The sequence below is a fragment of the uncultured Roseobacter sp. genome, from assembly GCF_947493125.1.
Classification (GTDB): Bacteria; Pseudomonadota; Alphaproteobacteria; order Rhodobacterales; family Rhodobacteraceae; genus Roseobacter.
On the sequence record NZ_CANLQB010000016.1, the window covers coordinates 33,911 to 48,500 of the forward strand.

Sequence of the window (14,590 nt, forward strand, 5' to 3'; positions counted from 1 at the left end):
GCTGTCCTCGTCAATGTGAAGCAGCACCTTCCGCAATTATGCTGAGATCGACCCAACGTCTGGCGGCAGGTCAAAAGTAGCCGGTTCCGCGCTATGCGCGAATGTTGGATTTGCCAAAGCGGTCTCGATACTCGGTCGGCAGCACTCCGAGCCTTCTGACAAAGCTTCTTCGCATCTTCTGCTCAGTTGTGAACCCTGACAGATAGGCGATCTCTTTGACCGGCTTCATGCTTCCCTCCAGATATGAACGCGCGAGCGCAAGGCGCCGTTCTTCGACGAATTGGGAGGGCGTCTTGCCAAATTCATGCATGAAATCACGATGCAGTGTGCGTTCTGTTGTTCCGGCAAGGTCTGCCATCCTTTTCACGCCCCATGGCGCAGACGGGTCTTGTTCGATGTGACTGTATAGCTCGCCCAAGCGCTTGCTGGATGCCGCCTGCGCTTTGAGGGGTGCGGAGTATTGCGATTGCCCGCCTTGCCGCTTCATGAAGACGACCATTTCACGGGCGACACTGAGAGCGACACGCCGTCCATGGTCTGCCTCTACAAGCGAAAGGGCGAGATCAATGCCTGCCGTCACCCCCGCCGAACAGTGAAACTTGCCGTCCTGAGTGAATATCTCATCAAGATGCCACGCCACTTTCGGAAACTGCTGAAGAGCGAGGTCAACACGCTCCCAGTGCGTCGTGGCCTTTCTGTTCTCCAAGAGCCCTGCGGACGCGGTAAGTAGACTGCCCGAGCAGATCGAAACGAAGCGCTCCACGTTCGGTTCGATCTCGGTCAGGAATTCCCGCAATGATGCATCGAATAGTCGTCGATCAACGCCGGGGCCGCCGGGAACAACGAAGATATCCGCCCGATGACGTCCAGCAAACGAAGCCTGCGCGGTGAGCGACAGTCCGGTATCCGTCCGAATGTCATTCCCGTCTTCTGTCACGATGGAAATGGCATATGCCGTTCGACCCAAGATCTTGTTCGTGGAGGCGAACACTTGAGCCGGGCCTGCAACATCCATGAGGAGAACATCTTCGAAGCCCAGGATCAGGACGGATTGAAGGCGCTTTGTCTGATTTTGAAGGTTTGCGATCATTTCCGACATGAGCCATGGCGCGTAGGGTTGTGTCAATACAGAGCCACAATGCGAGAAAGCCACATGTCGCGAGCCTTTATCACGGACGTTCCAGGCGTCCCTGCATCGCCGTCCCCCATCTCCAACGCGGTGGTCGTGGGCAACACATGCCATATCTCGGGCCAGTTGGCCGTATATGATGATGGCTATCAAGAGGGTAGCGCTCAAGAAGAGGCGGATCGCGCCTTTGATCTGGTGTTCAAGGTTGCGGAAGCTGCGGGCTTCAATTCCGACCAGATTGTCTATGTCGATATTGCGTTTGCCGATCTTGAACGCGATCTGCCTGAAGTGAATGAAGTCTGCCGGGCGCGGTTTTCGCAGTTCCCGGCAAGGACAATCTATCAGGCAGCAAAACTGCCCTTTGGCGCAAAGATCAAGATACAGGCAATCGCAATGAAAGACGCTTCATGATGGTAGGTGGGCCTCTGTTTCAGAACAAGAGTATCGCTGTGTTCTGTGGTTCAGCGTCCGGGAACCATTACGATTATCAATCCGACGCTTTCGACACCGGTCGCGCGCTGGCAAGCGCCGGTCACAGGATCGTGTACGGTGGCGGACATGTGGGGCTAATGGGGGCATTGGCGGACGGGTGCATTGACGCTCGCGGACACATCACCGGTGTTATGCCACGCGCGCTTGTCGATCGCGAAATCGCTCACAAGGGTCTGAGCGAGTTGCGCATCGTCGCGGACATGCATGAACGCAAGGCGGACATGGCAGATCGCGCGGATGCATTCGTTGTCCTGCCCGGCGGTAGCGGCACATTGGAGGAGTTCTTCGAGCAATGGACATGGGGCCAGATCGGGTATCATGAGAAGCCTATCGGGTTGCTGAATCTGAGCGGCTACTTTGATCCGCTCCTAACCATGCTCGACCAAATGGTTCATTGCGGGTTCCTTTCAAAGCCGCACCGGGAAATGCTTCTCGATGGTTCAAATGTCAGCGCGCTTCTGGAGGGTTTTGCTTGTTACAATCACCCTCCCGTCAAAGGTTACAACAGCAATAGGTAAGGGAGGTTATCAGCCACACTGGGGAAATGGTCGAGGCCGCCGTCAGGAGGCGGGGGCTTGTGCGCTGTGGCGTAGTCCAGTTGGTTGGCTGTTTCAGGATGACCTGTCTGCGGGCAGTCTGAAGGCCACCCGCCGATAAGCCCTGTGTTTGCTAAATGGAGCTTCTCGCAGTGTTACGGCATCAGTTGAGACCACACTACTCCCGCACAATAGATTCCAATGCCAAAGGACAGATGTGCAAGCAGGCTCCGTTGCCTTGCAACCCATGGCGATGGGACCTTCGAGGCAGCAACCCCAAATCCAAAAGCAGGCTGCATGATAAAGAACGGAGCGGAGAGGCTCAGCAGACCGATCACAAGTGGATTCAGCAAGTCCGGGGCGATGAACCAGTCAGCTCCCATCAGGGCGAGCATCAGGAAGACAAAGAAAATACCGATACCGTAGTGAGCCAGCCAACCAATGGCCCGTTCATGGCGTCGGGGCGGCGATTGCAAAATCGTGTTGTGAAAGAATTGACCCCTCGAAAGGCCAATAATCCACCTTCCAACAAGGGCGTAGTTCAAGCTCGGTATCTTGAACAAACGCCATTGAAGCCACGCAACGGCATCCATGAACGCTGTTGCCCCGATGCCGATGACAAACACAGCAACTGCCGCTTCGATCGAATTCATAACACATCCCTTTTTCTTGCCCCAAACGGCGACGGGGCATAGGTTGCCATTTCAAGCCGACTTGAGGTCAAGTATGAAAACCATCGATATTGCTGAACTCTCGCATCGAACCGGGCTGCCTGCATCAACCCTGCGGTACTACGAGGAGCGGTCCTTGATCAGCTCGATAGGGCGCAAAGGTCTTCGGCGGTTGTTCGACGCGACTGTCTTCCAGCGCCTTGCTCTCATAGCTCTTGGGCGGTCTGCGAGTTTTTCCCTGTCAGAGATTGAAGCATTTTTCTCATCTGATGGTTCAGCCTCCATCGACCGCAAATTGCTGCATAAGAAAGCTGCGGAGATTGATCACCAAATACAGATGCTGCAACAAGTCCGAGATGGGCTGCTGCATGTTGCAGAATGCCCAGAACCAAGCCACTTGGAGTGTCCCAGATTTCAAAAAATGATGCGTATCGCCGCAAAGAAACAAGCGCGCGCGGCACGGCGTTGACCATTTTACACGTGTTCCCATAGCCGTTGCCGTTCAATTTTGATTGATGCTGCGGTGGGTACAAAAGTCCCCTTTTGCGACATCGGTGCTTGACCTCAACCTTGGTTGAAGTTGTAGGCATTCGTTTTGCAGGCAGCGGGGAGGATGAGCAGTGCAGGTATTTGTCTTGGGTGGCACAGGAACGATTGGAACGGCTGTTGTGGCGGAACTGGTGCGCCGAAACCACAAGGTCTTGGCTTTGAGCCGTTCGGAAAAGTCTGACGATCTGCTTACCTCTGCCGGGGTGAAACCATTCAGAGGCGATCTTTCCGACCCGGATCATTGGGCAGATGTGGCTGTTTCATCCGACGCGATCATTCAGGCTGCAGCAACGTTTGATGAAGATATGGGAGATGTGGACGCCGAGGCCATGAAAGCCGTGATTCATGCATCTGAAACCCGGAACGAACCGACGCGGCTGATCTATACTGGGGGATGCTGGCTCTACGGTGAAACCGGTGACGAAATAGCAGTTGAAGACCGACCATTTGATCCGCTGCCTTTATTCTCTTGGATGGTGACGCACGCGCAATTATTGCTCGCCGCGCCTGGGCTGCGCACGGCGGTCGTCCATCCGGCAATGGTCTATGATATGCGTGATGGTGGGGTTTTCGATCGCTTTTTATCAGCAGCAAAGGCTGGGCAATCCATTGAAATCTGGGGGAGTGCGGCTACGCGCTGGCCCCTGATCGAAAGCCGTGACTTGGCCCGAGCCTATTGCGACCTTGTCGAACGCTCTGACCTTGTAGGGTATTTCAATGCGGCTGCCGAAGAAGGTGTCGCCGTAGGCAGGATCGCTTCCGTGATCTCCAAAGCCTATGGGTCTCCAACAAAAAATATCACTCGTTCGGTGGCAGAGGCCGTGAGGGAGCACGGTGGGTGGGCGAAAGGCCCGACCCTTGATCAACACATGTCGGCGCGGAAGTTGCAGTCAGCTGTCGGCTGGCAACCGCAGGTCACTGACTTCGCCGAAGCAACCTCCCGGTGGATAGCGGACCGTCAGCCCTGATCTGTGTAAGGCAGTGTTAATCCAGCTTTGTGGCTGCTGTCAGCGCAAGAGCGCGTGCCTGTCACCGTCTTCCAGAATATGCGCCTTTGACGAGAATGCCGGATCTAATCATCCCCCGAAAGGCCTTCCGAAGTCTTCCGCAGCCAGTCGGAGAGCAATACCGCACCATCGCTCTTGCTCCCCGTTGATGGCGTCAACAGACCGTAGACTGTGCCATCAGCGTGGAACCCGTGCGGTGCGTGCAGCCGCCCACTTGTCACATCGTCAATGGAAACGACCCGCGGCGACAGCCCAACTCCCAAACCGCCACAGGCCGCTTCTATCATCAGAAAGTGATGGTCCAGCATGCGCGTCTCCCTTGGGCGCGGGATATGAGGATGTTCCGCCAACCATCGCGACCATGCGTCTGGGCGTGTCCTGCTGGCCAGGGCAATGTAGCGGCCTGCCGCAAAGTCTTCCGTCAGAGGAGGAGCATGCACGGGGCCCACCCGCTCCTCCCACAGTGTCTGTGCTGACCAGCCTTGGGGAATGGGGAAATCAAGCCGTCTGATGGCAAGCATGTTGTGCTTTGTCCGTCCGCTGAGTGCGCCGCCACCAACGGACAGATGAACAGCAATCGACGGGTTTGCGTCCTGAAACTGGCTGAGCCGGGGGATCAGCCAGCGCATCGCGACCGATCGCTCACAGGATAAAAGGATGTCACTCTCAGGCGCTGCTTCACTTTCGCGGATAAAGCCGATTGTCCTGAGAAGATCGTCAAAGCTGCGCCTGCAGGCGTCGCGCAGATGATTCCCGGCTTGGGTCATCTCCAACCCGCGTCCTGCCCGACGGAACAATGGCGCGCCGACGTAGTCCGCCAGACGGGCGTTGCGTCTGCTGATCGCAGCATGGGTCAGCGCCAGTTCGTCCGCAGCCGCACGAACGGATCCAAGTCGCGCTGTCGCTTCGAAAGCACGCAAGTCATCGAGATTGGGAAGGTCAGACTGTTTCATTGGTGATCTAGTATCACCGATAAATGTGCGAAACCATTGCTTGTGAGAATGGATTTCCAGCTTCATCGTAAGAGCATGTCACGAATGAACACAATCTCCGTCGCAATTATCGCAGACGATTTGAGCAGCGCCGCAGATGCCGCCGCGCCATTTCTCCCAAAGGGTCTCACCGCACGAGTGGGCCGGAAGCTGGTGCCGTTGGAGCCGTCTGATGTTGTCGCCGTCGACGTCGGATCAAGGTCTATGCCTGAGCCCGACGCCGCAAGCGCCGTTCGGGTTGCAACGGCGGCGCTGAACAGAGCGCAGATCGTGTTCAAGACCGTGGATTCGACATTGCGCGGTCATGCAAAGGCGGAGATTTCCGCCGCATTTGAAGCATCGGGGCGGTCCCGTTTGATATTCGCCCCGGCCTTTCCGGCGGCGGGTCGCGTTACGGTCAATGGTATCCAGTATGTAGACAGCACGCCCGTTCACCTGTCTCACTATCGCAAGGATCCAGTAAACCCGGTCTCTACCTCGCGTCTATCAGACCTGCTGCCTGCCAACGCGACGCAAGCCATCGTTTTTGATGCGCAGTCCCAAGAAGACTTGAACAGGCAGGTGCGCGAATTCTCAGAACCGGAAACGGCCCTTTGGGTCGGCTCTCCCGGTTTGGCGCTGGCCCTTGCGGCCCGAATTGGGCGACCGGGTAGACGCGTTTCTATGTCGAGAGCATCGGGGCAGTGTCTTGTCGTTGTGGGCAGTGCCAATCCGGTCAGCCACCGACAAGCGGCAAAGCTTAATAGTAACGCGACCGTCGTTCTAAAAGCACCAGAGAAGCGCCTCGCTAATCATGACCGTGTCTTATCCGATCTAGCTGACAAGGCTGTTGTAGCTCTTCGAAGCGGGCGTTTTGGTGCGCTTTTGGCCACCGGTGGCGATACGATGGACGCGATCCTGGACCGCATTGGCGCACCCTCGTTCAAACTCTGTGGAGAGTTCGCACCCGGCTGTCCGGTTGGGCAGGCTGAAATTGACGGGCGTACTCTTTTGATCGGCATGAAGGCGGGAGGGTTCGGCGACGAAGACACGCTGCGACAGGCCGTCGATACTCTGACACCGCGAAAACAGGACCAAGCGTCATGAACAATTCCTCCCCCCTTGTGATCACCATGGGCGATCCCTCAGGCATTGGCCCGGAAATCGTGGTCAAAGCCTTGGTGGCCGACCGGCCTCGTAGGTGTGTTGTGATCGGGTGCGCTGACGTCATCCGGGCGAGCACAGAGCGGTTTGCGCCCAACCTGAAGGTATCTGTTCTGTCTGCAATTGAAGACGCGACAGGACAGCCTGATCGCGTCGAGGTGCTGGATATCGGCGACATGGGGTCTTTCCGCTGCGGTGAGGTCAGCGCGGCAAGTGGACGCGCAGCGTTCGAAGCGATCCGCGACGGAATCGCCTACGCGAGAAGCGGTCAGGCAGCGGGTCTGGTAACGGCACCGATCCACAAAGAGGCGCTCGCAGCAGCGGGGATAGCCTATCCCGGTCACACCGAAATCCTGGCGGATCTGGTCGATGCACACCGTGTTGTCACTTGGCACTTAATTGTGAGATTGCGGCGGTTCTCGATGGGTTGGGCACTCAATTTGAGATCACACGTGTCTCCAGTCTCAAATTAACTGCATCTGGCGGGGACCTGGTAGCCCGAACGCCGGGTTGATCAAATGGTCGGTTTCTTCGATGAACCGGTTTCTGTTGTGTCCGAAGGTATGCGCTTGAAGCATTTGCAGCATCTCCGGGCCGGCGCGCTCCACAATGGCGACACCTGCCAAAAGCGCCGGTCGGATATGGAGCGGCAAGATGGGATGCTTGGGCGAGAACGATCCCTCCTTGGCGATGACGTCATCGAGGTCCGGGATTACGACACCAAGAACTCGATAGCGCCAGAGTTCGGCGTTGCGTGGGAATGGACAGGGCACCCGGCGCATCAGCAGAAGGCGGGCAAGTTCCAGCGGACGTGTCCAGGTCTGAATGCCGCGTTCTGCATCATCGTCGAGCAGCTTCTCTCCACGAAGTGCGGCGGCATGATATTGGTCGAACGGATGGCTGTGGTCGCCTTGAGCTATGTCTTGGAATGGGCGGCAGCAATGCGGACAAGTGATCCGCCATCCCTGCATGTCACTACGCAGGATTGGTCCTGGATCGGAGGGGCCCGATTTGCAGTTGGAGCATCGCTGTAGCGGTTCTTTCGAGATAAACCGATGCACGGAGCTCTGGACGTTGGCAAACGTCATCCGGAGCACGGTCTTGGCATCTGTCGAGAACATCTCTGCCAGACGGTTGGCCTGGTCCCGGCTCAGTGTTCGGTCGGCTACATGAAGCGAGACGGCTTCAGGCAGGCAATGGCGCAGCATCGTCAGGGACGGAACGCCGTAGAAAGCTGCGTGGCGGACGATCGAGGACGAGAAGAGTTCACCCGCAACCGGCGGCAGGACGACAGGAATACGCCCGTTCATGCATAGACCGCTTCCACATCGAAGTTCGGCGCCCAGGTCTCGACAGCGCTGTCCGTGATGCGTTCGCTGCCCTCCACGACGGCTTCGATCGCGAGGCTGCCCAACATGTGGAAGATGTTGGCTGTGATGCCGTCCGTGATCTACAGAATGCGGCGCAGCGACTTCGGGGTCAGTACCGAGGGGCGATGAAGCGGCGTGTTGCGCAGGATCGATGTCACGAGGGTTTCAAAGTCCTCGTTTGCCGCCCATCGGCTCAAGGTGAACTGCTCGAACCGACGCGCGAGTTGGACATCGCCGCCAATGGCCTCCCGTGCGTCGTTGACGCCAAAACAGACCAGCGAGATCTGAAGGCGATTGCTGAGAAAGCGCAGGGTGTTCAGGACGATGCGCTGCTCCCGGTAGGTTCCGGCAAGGATGTTGTGGACCTCATCGATCACCAGCACCTGCACACCGATCGCCTCCATGATCCGCAGGGCTGCCTGTTCCATTTGCGTGATATCGGCGCGGGGCGACTGTGGCGCGCCGAGAAGGGTGAGAAGTTCACCGTAGAAACTGCGCTCACCGGGGCGGCTCACCATTTCCATGGCAAGGACCGGTGTCGTCAGCGCCCCTGTCGATGGATCGAACTTCGGCGGATGCTGATCCCGGAACCGCTTCATAATCATTGTCTTGCCCATACCACTATCGCCGTAGATCGCGATCGAGGGCATGCGGGTCCCTCGTGGGTGATCGAGCAGCGCGTCCAGTTGCGTTGAGCGCTTGCTTGGCGCGTGGGTAGAGGACCCATCGGCATGATCGCATGGCACGAATGCGTGCCGCCTGTGGTTCAGCAAGCAGTGCCGCTGCGCCGGCGGTCAGGTGAGGGGTCGTGTCGGTCATGGTCGCTCCAGCTTAGGTTCAATCCTCAACAAACGGGACCGGCTTGCTGGTGTCGATACCGCGGAGCATTCCCTGTTCGCGCTCATCCGATCGCTTTCGTGACAGACCGCGTTTTGCCGCCGTCTTCTTCTTGGTCGCTGCTGCGACAAGCTCTCGCTGCTCTAGAACGGTCCTGACGATGGCGCGCGTCCCGACCTCCCGGCGACCCTTTTACTTTAGGGCACGGCGAGCAGTCACCGCCTCGTGCAGCGTGACCTGCGGCAATGTCAGGTCGGCATATCGCGCCTCGACGAAGTTCCCCGAGGGCCGACGCACAAATACCCGCGACATGTCGCGGAGATCGTATTTGACGAGCAGGCGCCGTTTGGTCCGTCCCACATCTGCGCTCAGCGCAGCCGACCAGTAGCGCAGGCCGAAGAGATGAATGCCAGTCGGTCGCAACGTCCGCTCCTGTTCCGGAAGGAAGGTGAGCCAGAACCGCAGCCGATCCTCCGGCAGTCGGAGAGGAATCTCACCTTCGTGTTCCTGCCAGACTGCGAGTGGCGGACGGCTCAGGGTGCTGTGGATCGACTGATGATAGGCGCCGACGATGTCGAGCGCGATGTACTGTTCAAGCTCTCGCAACGTCAGGGCGGCGTGGCGTTTCGGGTCGTAGTCACCCAGATCCTGTTCGTTGCTGAACGTCGTCCCAGGTAAGAGATGCAACCGTCCCATCTGTGTGCCGATCAGCCGTTCGATATGACCGCCGAACCGCGGCGTGCCCGGCGGCCGCCAGTCAATGGCGATGCCCGCATCTTAACATCCGCGCTTGAAAGCCCGGCTGCGGAAATCCGCGCCATTGTCGACGTGAACCCTGTCAGGAAGACCGGCGACGGGCCACGGCTCCACAATATCGCGTTCTTTCAGCCAGGCGGACTTGTCGAAGACGAAATGCAGCAGGCAGAGGCTGGTCGACAGTCGGGACGGGGCGTCCATGGCGAGATAGAACCCTGTCACCATGCGGCTGTGGACATCCATCGCCAGCGTCAACCACGGTCGTCCCAACGGCTCCCGCGTTTCCTCGTCGACGACAAAGACGTCGGCTCTCGTATGGTCGATCTGCACCACTTCCAAGGGGCGGGCAGGCCGGAAGGTACCGGGAACGGCCGTGACCGCCTTCTCGATCTTGTGCTCGCCCCGTCGTCGGGCGCGCTTGCGAAGTTCGACATCCTCGAGCCGCGCCACGATCGTGCGCCGATGTGGCGGCTTCAGGCCGGCGGACAGGCAGTCAGCGTGCACATCCCGCACCAGTTGCGAAGTCGATGGCCGAGTTTTTTTGAGGTAGTGCTTGTTGATCGCCGCGTGGATGATCTCCTCGCGTGCCGGGTCCAGCGTCCGATGGCCGACGGGTCGTCCGCGCTTTCTCTCCACCAACGACGCGACAGTCCCGCCCTCGCGAAACAGCTTGATCAGCCGAAAGACGGATGCCCGACTGAGATCAAGCTCGTCAGCGAGGCGTGCAATGTTGGCGGCGGAATTCCGACCGGAGTTGTCCTTCAGAAATCTTCGGATCGCATCGGCGCGACCTGACGCCTCGTTCCAGAGGTCTTCGTCGATGTCGTCGGACAAGGGATCGGTCATGGCGGTTCGGCACCGAATGGGGTTCGGAGCGACAGTCTCAGTTAAAGTGCCAAGCGATAAGTAAAAATCTCAGTTTAACTGCCCAGTCTCAAATTAGGTGCCAGCACAACCTGCTGAAAAGACTAAATGTGCAGTCGCATGATTAAGTGCCAAGTGACAGAAGGGGCTGAATGTTCTGATCACCGGCGGCAGCAAGGGCATCGGCCAGCGCTGCGCCGATTTGATGGTGCGGGAAGGGGCGAATGTGTCGATCTGCGCGCGCAATGCAGCCGAGGTCGAGACGGTGGTCGAGGACCTGAAGACCCATGGCACGATGTGCTTCGGTGCGCCGGTGGATGTGTCTGACAAGAGCGCACTGGAGGGCTGGGTTGCTGAGAGTGCCGCAGCGCTCGGCGGCATCGACATCGTGATCGCCAATGTCTCCGCTCTGGCGGTCGCCGATGACGAAGCCGCTTGGCAAGCCGGTTTCGACACCGACATGATGCACTCCGTCCGGCTGGTCAACGCCGCAATGCCGTGGCTGGAGAAGTCCGATCACGCCGCAATTACACTGATCTCTTCGGTGTCGGGGCGCGAGATTGACTTTACCGGGCCAGCCTACGGGGCATTCAAGGGGGCGTTGGTACACTACGCTCAAGGTCTGGCTTACAAACTGGCAGCGCAAGGGATTCGCGCCAACACGGTCTCGCCGGGCAACACCTATTTTCCCGGTGGCATCTGGCAGCAGATCGAAGAAGGCAACCCTGAGCTTTTTGCCGAGGCCATGTCGCTCAACCCGACGGGTCGCATGGGCACGCCCGAAGAGGTTGCCGCCGGAGTTGTTTTCCTATCTGCGCCCTGTTCCAGTTTCACCACAGGAACAAACCTTGTGATTGACGGGGCCTTGACCAAAGGTGTGCAGCTTTGACGGACACTGCATCGCAAATGACCTGTCAGCGCCCGCAAGCCAGCTAGAAAAGTTAGATTTGGTTCGGGCTCGTTGACCGCGGTTTGAATGACTGCTGCGTCGGCATTTACCGCACTTCACCGGGCACGAAGACCTAACGTACAACATAATCGGCGACTCTTCCGCAAACCGCAATTGCGTTCGTATGGGTCTCGGACATCGGCGCCATCTTTTCCGTTTCGATCCCATGCGAGAAAACTCCTTGCCCGGTCAGGCACGCGAATCCGCCAGCACATCGAGAAAACTCTTGATCACCCTCAGACCCAGCTTGTGCTTTGGAACCACGGCGCAGGTGGTGAAAACCTGGTCCAGTTCCGGCACGGCAACCTCGCACAGAGACCGCTCGGAGACCGAGCTCGCCGACAGAAATAGGCCGACGCCAACGCCTTCGAGGATCGCTTCCTTCATCACCGGAAACGACGTCATGGTGACCAAGCGCCGGGGCACCACTCCGTGATCGGCAAGCGCCTTGGACACCACCCGCTGGGTCAGGGAACCCGGTTCCGGCAGGATCAATGTACGATCCGCCACGTCTCGCAAGTGAACAACGGGCCTTTGGGCGAAATCATCGTCACGACGGGCGTAACACACGTATCGGCTTTGCGTGATCGGACGGATGTAGAGCTCGCGCGAGGCCGCAGGTTCGGTGATCACGGCAATGTCCACGCGCCGTTCCTGCAGCCGCTGCATGGCAGAGGACCAGTCGAAGAGCGTGAAATCGATCGACACATTGGGATAGCCATCGGCATAGCGTGCGATCAGCGACAGCGCCGGTTGCGGCGCATTGGCAATGATTGTCAGATGACCGCGATCAAGGGCCGCGTGACCGCGCAACCGCTCCTCGATCCGTTGGTCGAGCGATGCGTATTCGTCGGCCAGTTGAAACAGGTCCTGCCCCACCGGGGTAAGCGCCACGCCGTCGCGCCCCCGGATCAGAACTTGCGCCCCCATCGTCGCCTCGAGGTTCGAGATGTGTTGGCTGACTGCGGATTGTGACACACCGAGGCGGCGCGCCGCGCCCGAGATGGATCCTTCCCGGACGACGAAGGCAAAGGATTTGACCTGATATGTGCTGATCGGCATCTCGGGGCGCTTTCCTGCTGTTCAGACTTTAGGGGTCATAAGTTGCACTAATATGACGTCACAGAATCGAGACTGTCACAGATCATGATGGCTCTTGCGCAGAGTGCCGGGGGCCAGTCATGTCGCAGATTTCGTTGCGGACAATTACCAAATCGTTCGGGGAGACGCCCGTGTTGAACAACGTCTCGCTCGATATCGAAGAGGGGGAATTTGTCACGCTTGTGGGGCCGTCCGGCTGCGGCAAGTCGACCTTTCTGCGCATCCTTGCCGGGCTTGAGGCAGCCGATGCAGGGCAGGTCGAGATTCAGGGCAGGGACGTCACCGCCATCCGGCCCGCCGACCGCAACCTCGCCATGGTGTTCCAGAGCTACGCGCTCTATCCGCACCTGAGTGTCGCGCAGAATATCATGACCCCGTTGCGGATGCGCGATCTGAACCGCCTCGGGCGCCTGCCCGTGATTGGTCCGCTTCTGTCGCGCGCCGCGCATCGCAAGATGCGTGATCAGGTGGGCGAGGTGGCCGAGACGTTGCAGATCACGCCGCTTTTGGATCGCAAGCCTGGGCAATTGTCCGGTGGGCAACGCCAGCGCGTCGCACTGGGTCGCGCCATGGTGCGGCAGCCTGTGGCGTTTCTGATGGACGAGCCACTGTCGAACCTTGACGCGGCGCTTCGGGTCCATATGCGGGCGGAGCTGAGCGAGCTGCACCGCCGCCTGCAGGCCACATTCGTTTATGTCACCCATGACCAGGCCGAGGCGCTGACCATGTCGGACCGCATGGCCGTGATGATGCATGGCGACATTCTGCAGGTCGGGCCGCCCAATGATATCTACCGCAACCCGGCCTCGTTGGACGTGGCACGGTTCATCGGCTCGCCGCGGATCAACACGCTGCCGGGGGAAGTGAACGGCACCGGTGGTCTCGAATTGCTTGGTGTGACGACCGAGACCCGCGTGCGGGGCCTGCGCCAGGCGGTCACCATGGGTGTCCGGCCGGAGCATCTGCACATGCGCGTCACGGGGCGGTTTTCCGGCACCGTCCGTCACAGGGAAAATCTCGGTTCAGACATCTTTGTGCATCTCGAAGTGGCGGGGGCCCCTGCCAAGGTCGTGCTGCGCCTGGCGCCCGCCGAAGCGGTGGAGCTTGGCCTCGGCACCAGGGTCGCCTTTGATTTCAATCCGACCGACATCCTGCTTTTTGATGCCACCGGTGCGCGGCTGGCCTTCACCCATCCGGCGCGCGAGGTCGCCTGATGCCGCAAAGCCGCGTTTATCTTTGGTTCATCGGACCCGCGCTCTTGCTCATGTGCGTGATCCTGTTGATCCCGATCCTGATTGCGGGCGGCCTCAGCCTCACGGATTACTCGCTTGGCAACACAGGGGCGTCGTTTGTCGGTCTTGAAAACTACGAACGCATCTTCACGCGCTCCACGTACGAAAAGATGTTCGGTGCCACCTTCCGTTATGTCTTTGTCGTCGTGCCACTGACCGTTGGTCTGGGTCTGGGGGCTGCGCTCTTGATCGACTCGCTGGGCCGGTTCGGGGATCTTTACAAGACGATCTACTTCCTGCCGGTCATGGCGGCGCTCATCGCCATGGCCATCGTCTGGGAGTTTGCCTTTCACCCGACCATCGGCATCGTCAACGCCACGCTCGAACGCGGCTGCGGCACAGTGCTCGAACGCTGGGACTGGTACGCGCAGGGGTGCGAACGCACCTTCCCGCTCTGGCTCAACGACCGCGACTACGCCATCTGGACGGTCAGCTTCATTGGCGTCTGGCAGGGTTTCGGCTTCAATATGGTGCTCTACCTCGCCGGCCTGACCTCAATCCCGCCATCGCTTTACGACGCGGCCGAGATGGACGGGGCCAAGAGCGGCTGGGACCGGTTTCGCCTCGTCACCTGGCCGCTGCTGGGCCCGACAACCGTGTTTGTCGTCACGATCAGCTTCATTCGGTCCTTCCAGGTCTTCGACATGGTCGAAGCGTTTTATCCGCAAGGCGGCGGGCCGTCCAAGTCCGTCTACGTGATGATGTTCGCGATTTACGAAAAGGGGATTCAGCAGAACCTGATGGGCATCGGCGCTGCTATCACGGTCGTCTTCCTTGCCTTCGTGATGATCCTGACCCTGATCCAGCGCTGGCTCGTGGAGCGGAGGACGCATTATGTCTGATAAACCAGACCGGTGTACGACCTGTGCACAGGCTGTGCACACATGGTGCACACCCGTTTT

At 59.0% G+C, this 14,590-nt stretch carries 17 protein-coding genes; 9 read left to right on the forward strand and 8 right to left on the reverse strand.

The window, feature by feature from the left end; translation table 11 throughout:
• Positions 1 to 91: 91 nt before the first annotated feature.
• Positions 92 to 1,015 (reverse strand): helix-turn-helix domain-containing protein, encoded by a 924-nt coding sequence (locus Q1A71_RS22790; RefSeq protein ID WP_299682390.1) that lies wholly within the window; start codon positions 1,013 to 1,015, stop codon positions 92 to 94.
• Here Q1A71_RS22790 and Q1A71_RS22795 point away from each other — a divergent pair.
• Entirely contained in the window at positions 992 to 1,540 is a 549-nt protein-coding gene (locus Q1A71_RS22795) for a RidA family protein (RefSeq protein WP_299682393.1), read from the forward strand. The two genes, Q1A71_RS22790 and Q1A71_RS22795, sit on opposite strands and share 24 nt — an antisense overlap.
• Positions 1,537 to 2,139: a TIGR00730 family Rossman fold protein gene (locus tag Q1A71_RS22800; RefSeq protein WP_299682396.1), complete on the forward strand. Its 603-nt coding sequence runs from the start codon at positions 1,537 to 1,539 to the stop codon at positions 2,137 to 2,139. The genes Q1A71_RS22795 and Q1A71_RS22800 overlap by 4 nt, the downstream gene beginning before the upstream one ends.
• Before the next feature lie 173 nt (positions 2,140 to 2,312).
• Here the strand turns inward: Q1A71_RS22800 and Q1A71_RS22805 are convergent, their stop codons facing one another.
• Positions 2,313 to 2,810, reverse strand: coding sequence for a DUF2938 domain-containing protein (locus Q1A71_RS22805; RefSeq protein WP_299682399.1), 498 nt, complete (start codon positions 2,808 to 2,810; stop codon positions 2,313 to 2,315).
• Between the two features lie 73 nt (positions 2,811 to 2,883).
• Here Q1A71_RS22805 and Q1A71_RS22810 point away from each other — a divergent pair, with 73 nt between their 5' ends.
• Positions 2,884 to 3,297: a helix-turn-helix domain-containing protein gene (locus tag Q1A71_RS22810; protein ID WP_299682402.1), complete on the forward strand. Its 414-nt coding sequence runs from the start codon at positions 2,884 to 2,886 to the stop codon at positions 3,295 to 3,297.
• 151 nt (positions 3,298 to 3,448) lie between these two features.
• Positions 3,449 to 4,345, forward strand: coding sequence for an NAD-dependent epimerase/dehydratase family protein (locus Q1A71_RS22815; RefSeq protein WP_299682405.1), 897 nt, complete (start codon positions 3,449 to 3,451; stop codon positions 4,343 to 4,345).
• A 104-nt stretch (positions 4,346 to 4,449) separates the two neighbouring features.
• Here the strand turns inward: Q1A71_RS22815 and Q1A71_RS22820 are convergent, their stop codons facing one another.
• Complete coding sequence (locus tag Q1A71_RS22820) at positions 4,450 to 5,337, reverse strand: LysR family transcriptional regulator (RefSeq protein WP_299682408.1); 888 nt, start codon at positions 5,335 to 5,337, stop codon at positions 4,450 to 4,452.
• An 84-nt stretch (positions 5,338 to 5,421) separates the two neighbouring features.
• Between Q1A71_RS22820 and Q1A71_RS22825 the strand changes: the two genes are divergently transcribed.
• Positions 5,422 to 6,462 (forward strand): four-carbon acid sugar kinase family protein, encoded by a 1,041-nt coding sequence (locus tag Q1A71_RS22825; protein WP_299682411.1) that lies wholly within the window; start codon positions 5,422 to 5,424, stop codon positions 6,460 to 6,462.
• A gap of 26 nt (positions 6,463 to 6,488) precedes the next feature.
• Positions 6,489 to 6,992 (forward strand): 4-hydroxythreonine-4-phosphate dehydrogenase PdxA, encoded by a 504-nt coding sequence (locus tag Q1A71_RS22830; RefSeq protein WP_299682414.1) that lies wholly within the window; start codon positions 6,489 to 6,491, stop codon positions 6,990 to 6,992.
• Here Q1A71_RS22830 and Q1A71_RS22835 read toward each other — a convergent pair.
• The 4 genes from Q1A71_RS22835 to Q1A71_RS22850 all read right to left on the reverse strand — a co-directional run bounded on the left by Q1A71_RS22835 (position 6,984) and on the right by Q1A71_RS22850 (position 10,328).
• Positions 6,984 to 7,829, reverse strand: coding sequence for a TniQ family protein (locus Q1A71_RS22835; protein ID WP_299682417.1), 846 nt, complete (start codon positions 7,827 to 7,829; stop codon positions 6,984 to 6,986). The genes Q1A71_RS22830 and Q1A71_RS22835 overlap by 9 nt on opposite strands.
• Before the next feature lie 140 nt (positions 7,830 to 7,969).
• Complete coding sequence (locus tag Q1A71_RS22840; RefSeq protein WP_366140339.1) at positions 7,970 to 8,539, reverse strand: TniB family NTP-binding protein; 570 nt, start codon at positions 8,537 to 8,539, stop codon at positions 7,970 to 7,972.
• A gap of 379 nt (positions 8,540 to 8,918) precedes the next feature.
• Complete coding sequence (locus Q1A71_RS22845) at positions 8,919 to 9,413, reverse strand: Mu transposase C-terminal domain-containing protein (protein ID WP_299682422.1); 495 nt, start codon at positions 9,411 to 9,413, stop codon at positions 8,919 to 8,921.
• 90 nt (positions 9,414 to 9,503) lie between these two features.
• On the reverse strand, positions 9,504 to 10,328 hold the full coding sequence (locus Q1A71_RS22850) for a helix-turn-helix domain-containing protein (RefSeq protein WP_299682426.1): 825 nt from the start codon (positions 10,326 to 10,328) through the stop codon (positions 9,504 to 9,506).
• A gap of 178 nt (positions 10,329 to 10,506) precedes the next feature.
• On the opposite strand from Q1A71_RS22850, the gene Q1A71_RS22855 reads away from it, so the two are divergent.
• Positions 10,507 to 11,235 carry an SDR family oxidoreductase gene (locus tag Q1A71_RS22855; protein ID WP_299682482.1) on the forward strand — a complete coding sequence of 243 codons (729 nt, stop codon included), beginning with the start codon at positions 10,507 to 10,509 and terminating at the stop codon, positions 11,233 to 11,235.
• A 249-nt stretch (positions 11,236 to 11,484) separates the two neighbouring features.
• Here the strand turns inward: Q1A71_RS22855 and Q1A71_RS22860 are convergent, their stop codons facing one another.
• Positions 11,485 to 12,357 (reverse strand): LysR family transcriptional regulator, encoded by an 873-nt coding sequence (locus Q1A71_RS22860; RefSeq protein WP_299682429.1) that lies wholly within the window; start codon positions 12,355 to 12,357, stop codon positions 11,485 to 11,487.
• A 119-nt stretch (positions 12,358 to 12,476) separates the two neighbouring features.
• On the opposite strand from Q1A71_RS22860, the gene Q1A71_RS22865 reads away from it, so the two are divergent.
• Positions 12,477 to 13,610: an ABC transporter ATP-binding protein gene (locus Q1A71_RS22865; RefSeq protein WP_299682432.1), complete on the forward strand. Its 1,134-nt coding sequence runs from the start codon at positions 12,477 to 12,479 to the stop codon at positions 13,608 to 13,610.
• Positions 13,610 to 14,530, forward strand: coding sequence for a sugar ABC transporter permease (locus Q1A71_RS22870; protein WP_299682435.1), 921 nt, complete (start codon positions 13,610 to 13,612; stop codon positions 14,528 to 14,530). The genes Q1A71_RS22865 and Q1A71_RS22870 overlap by 1 nt, the downstream gene beginning before the upstream one ends.
• Positions 14,531 to 14,590 lie beyond the last annotated feature (60 nt).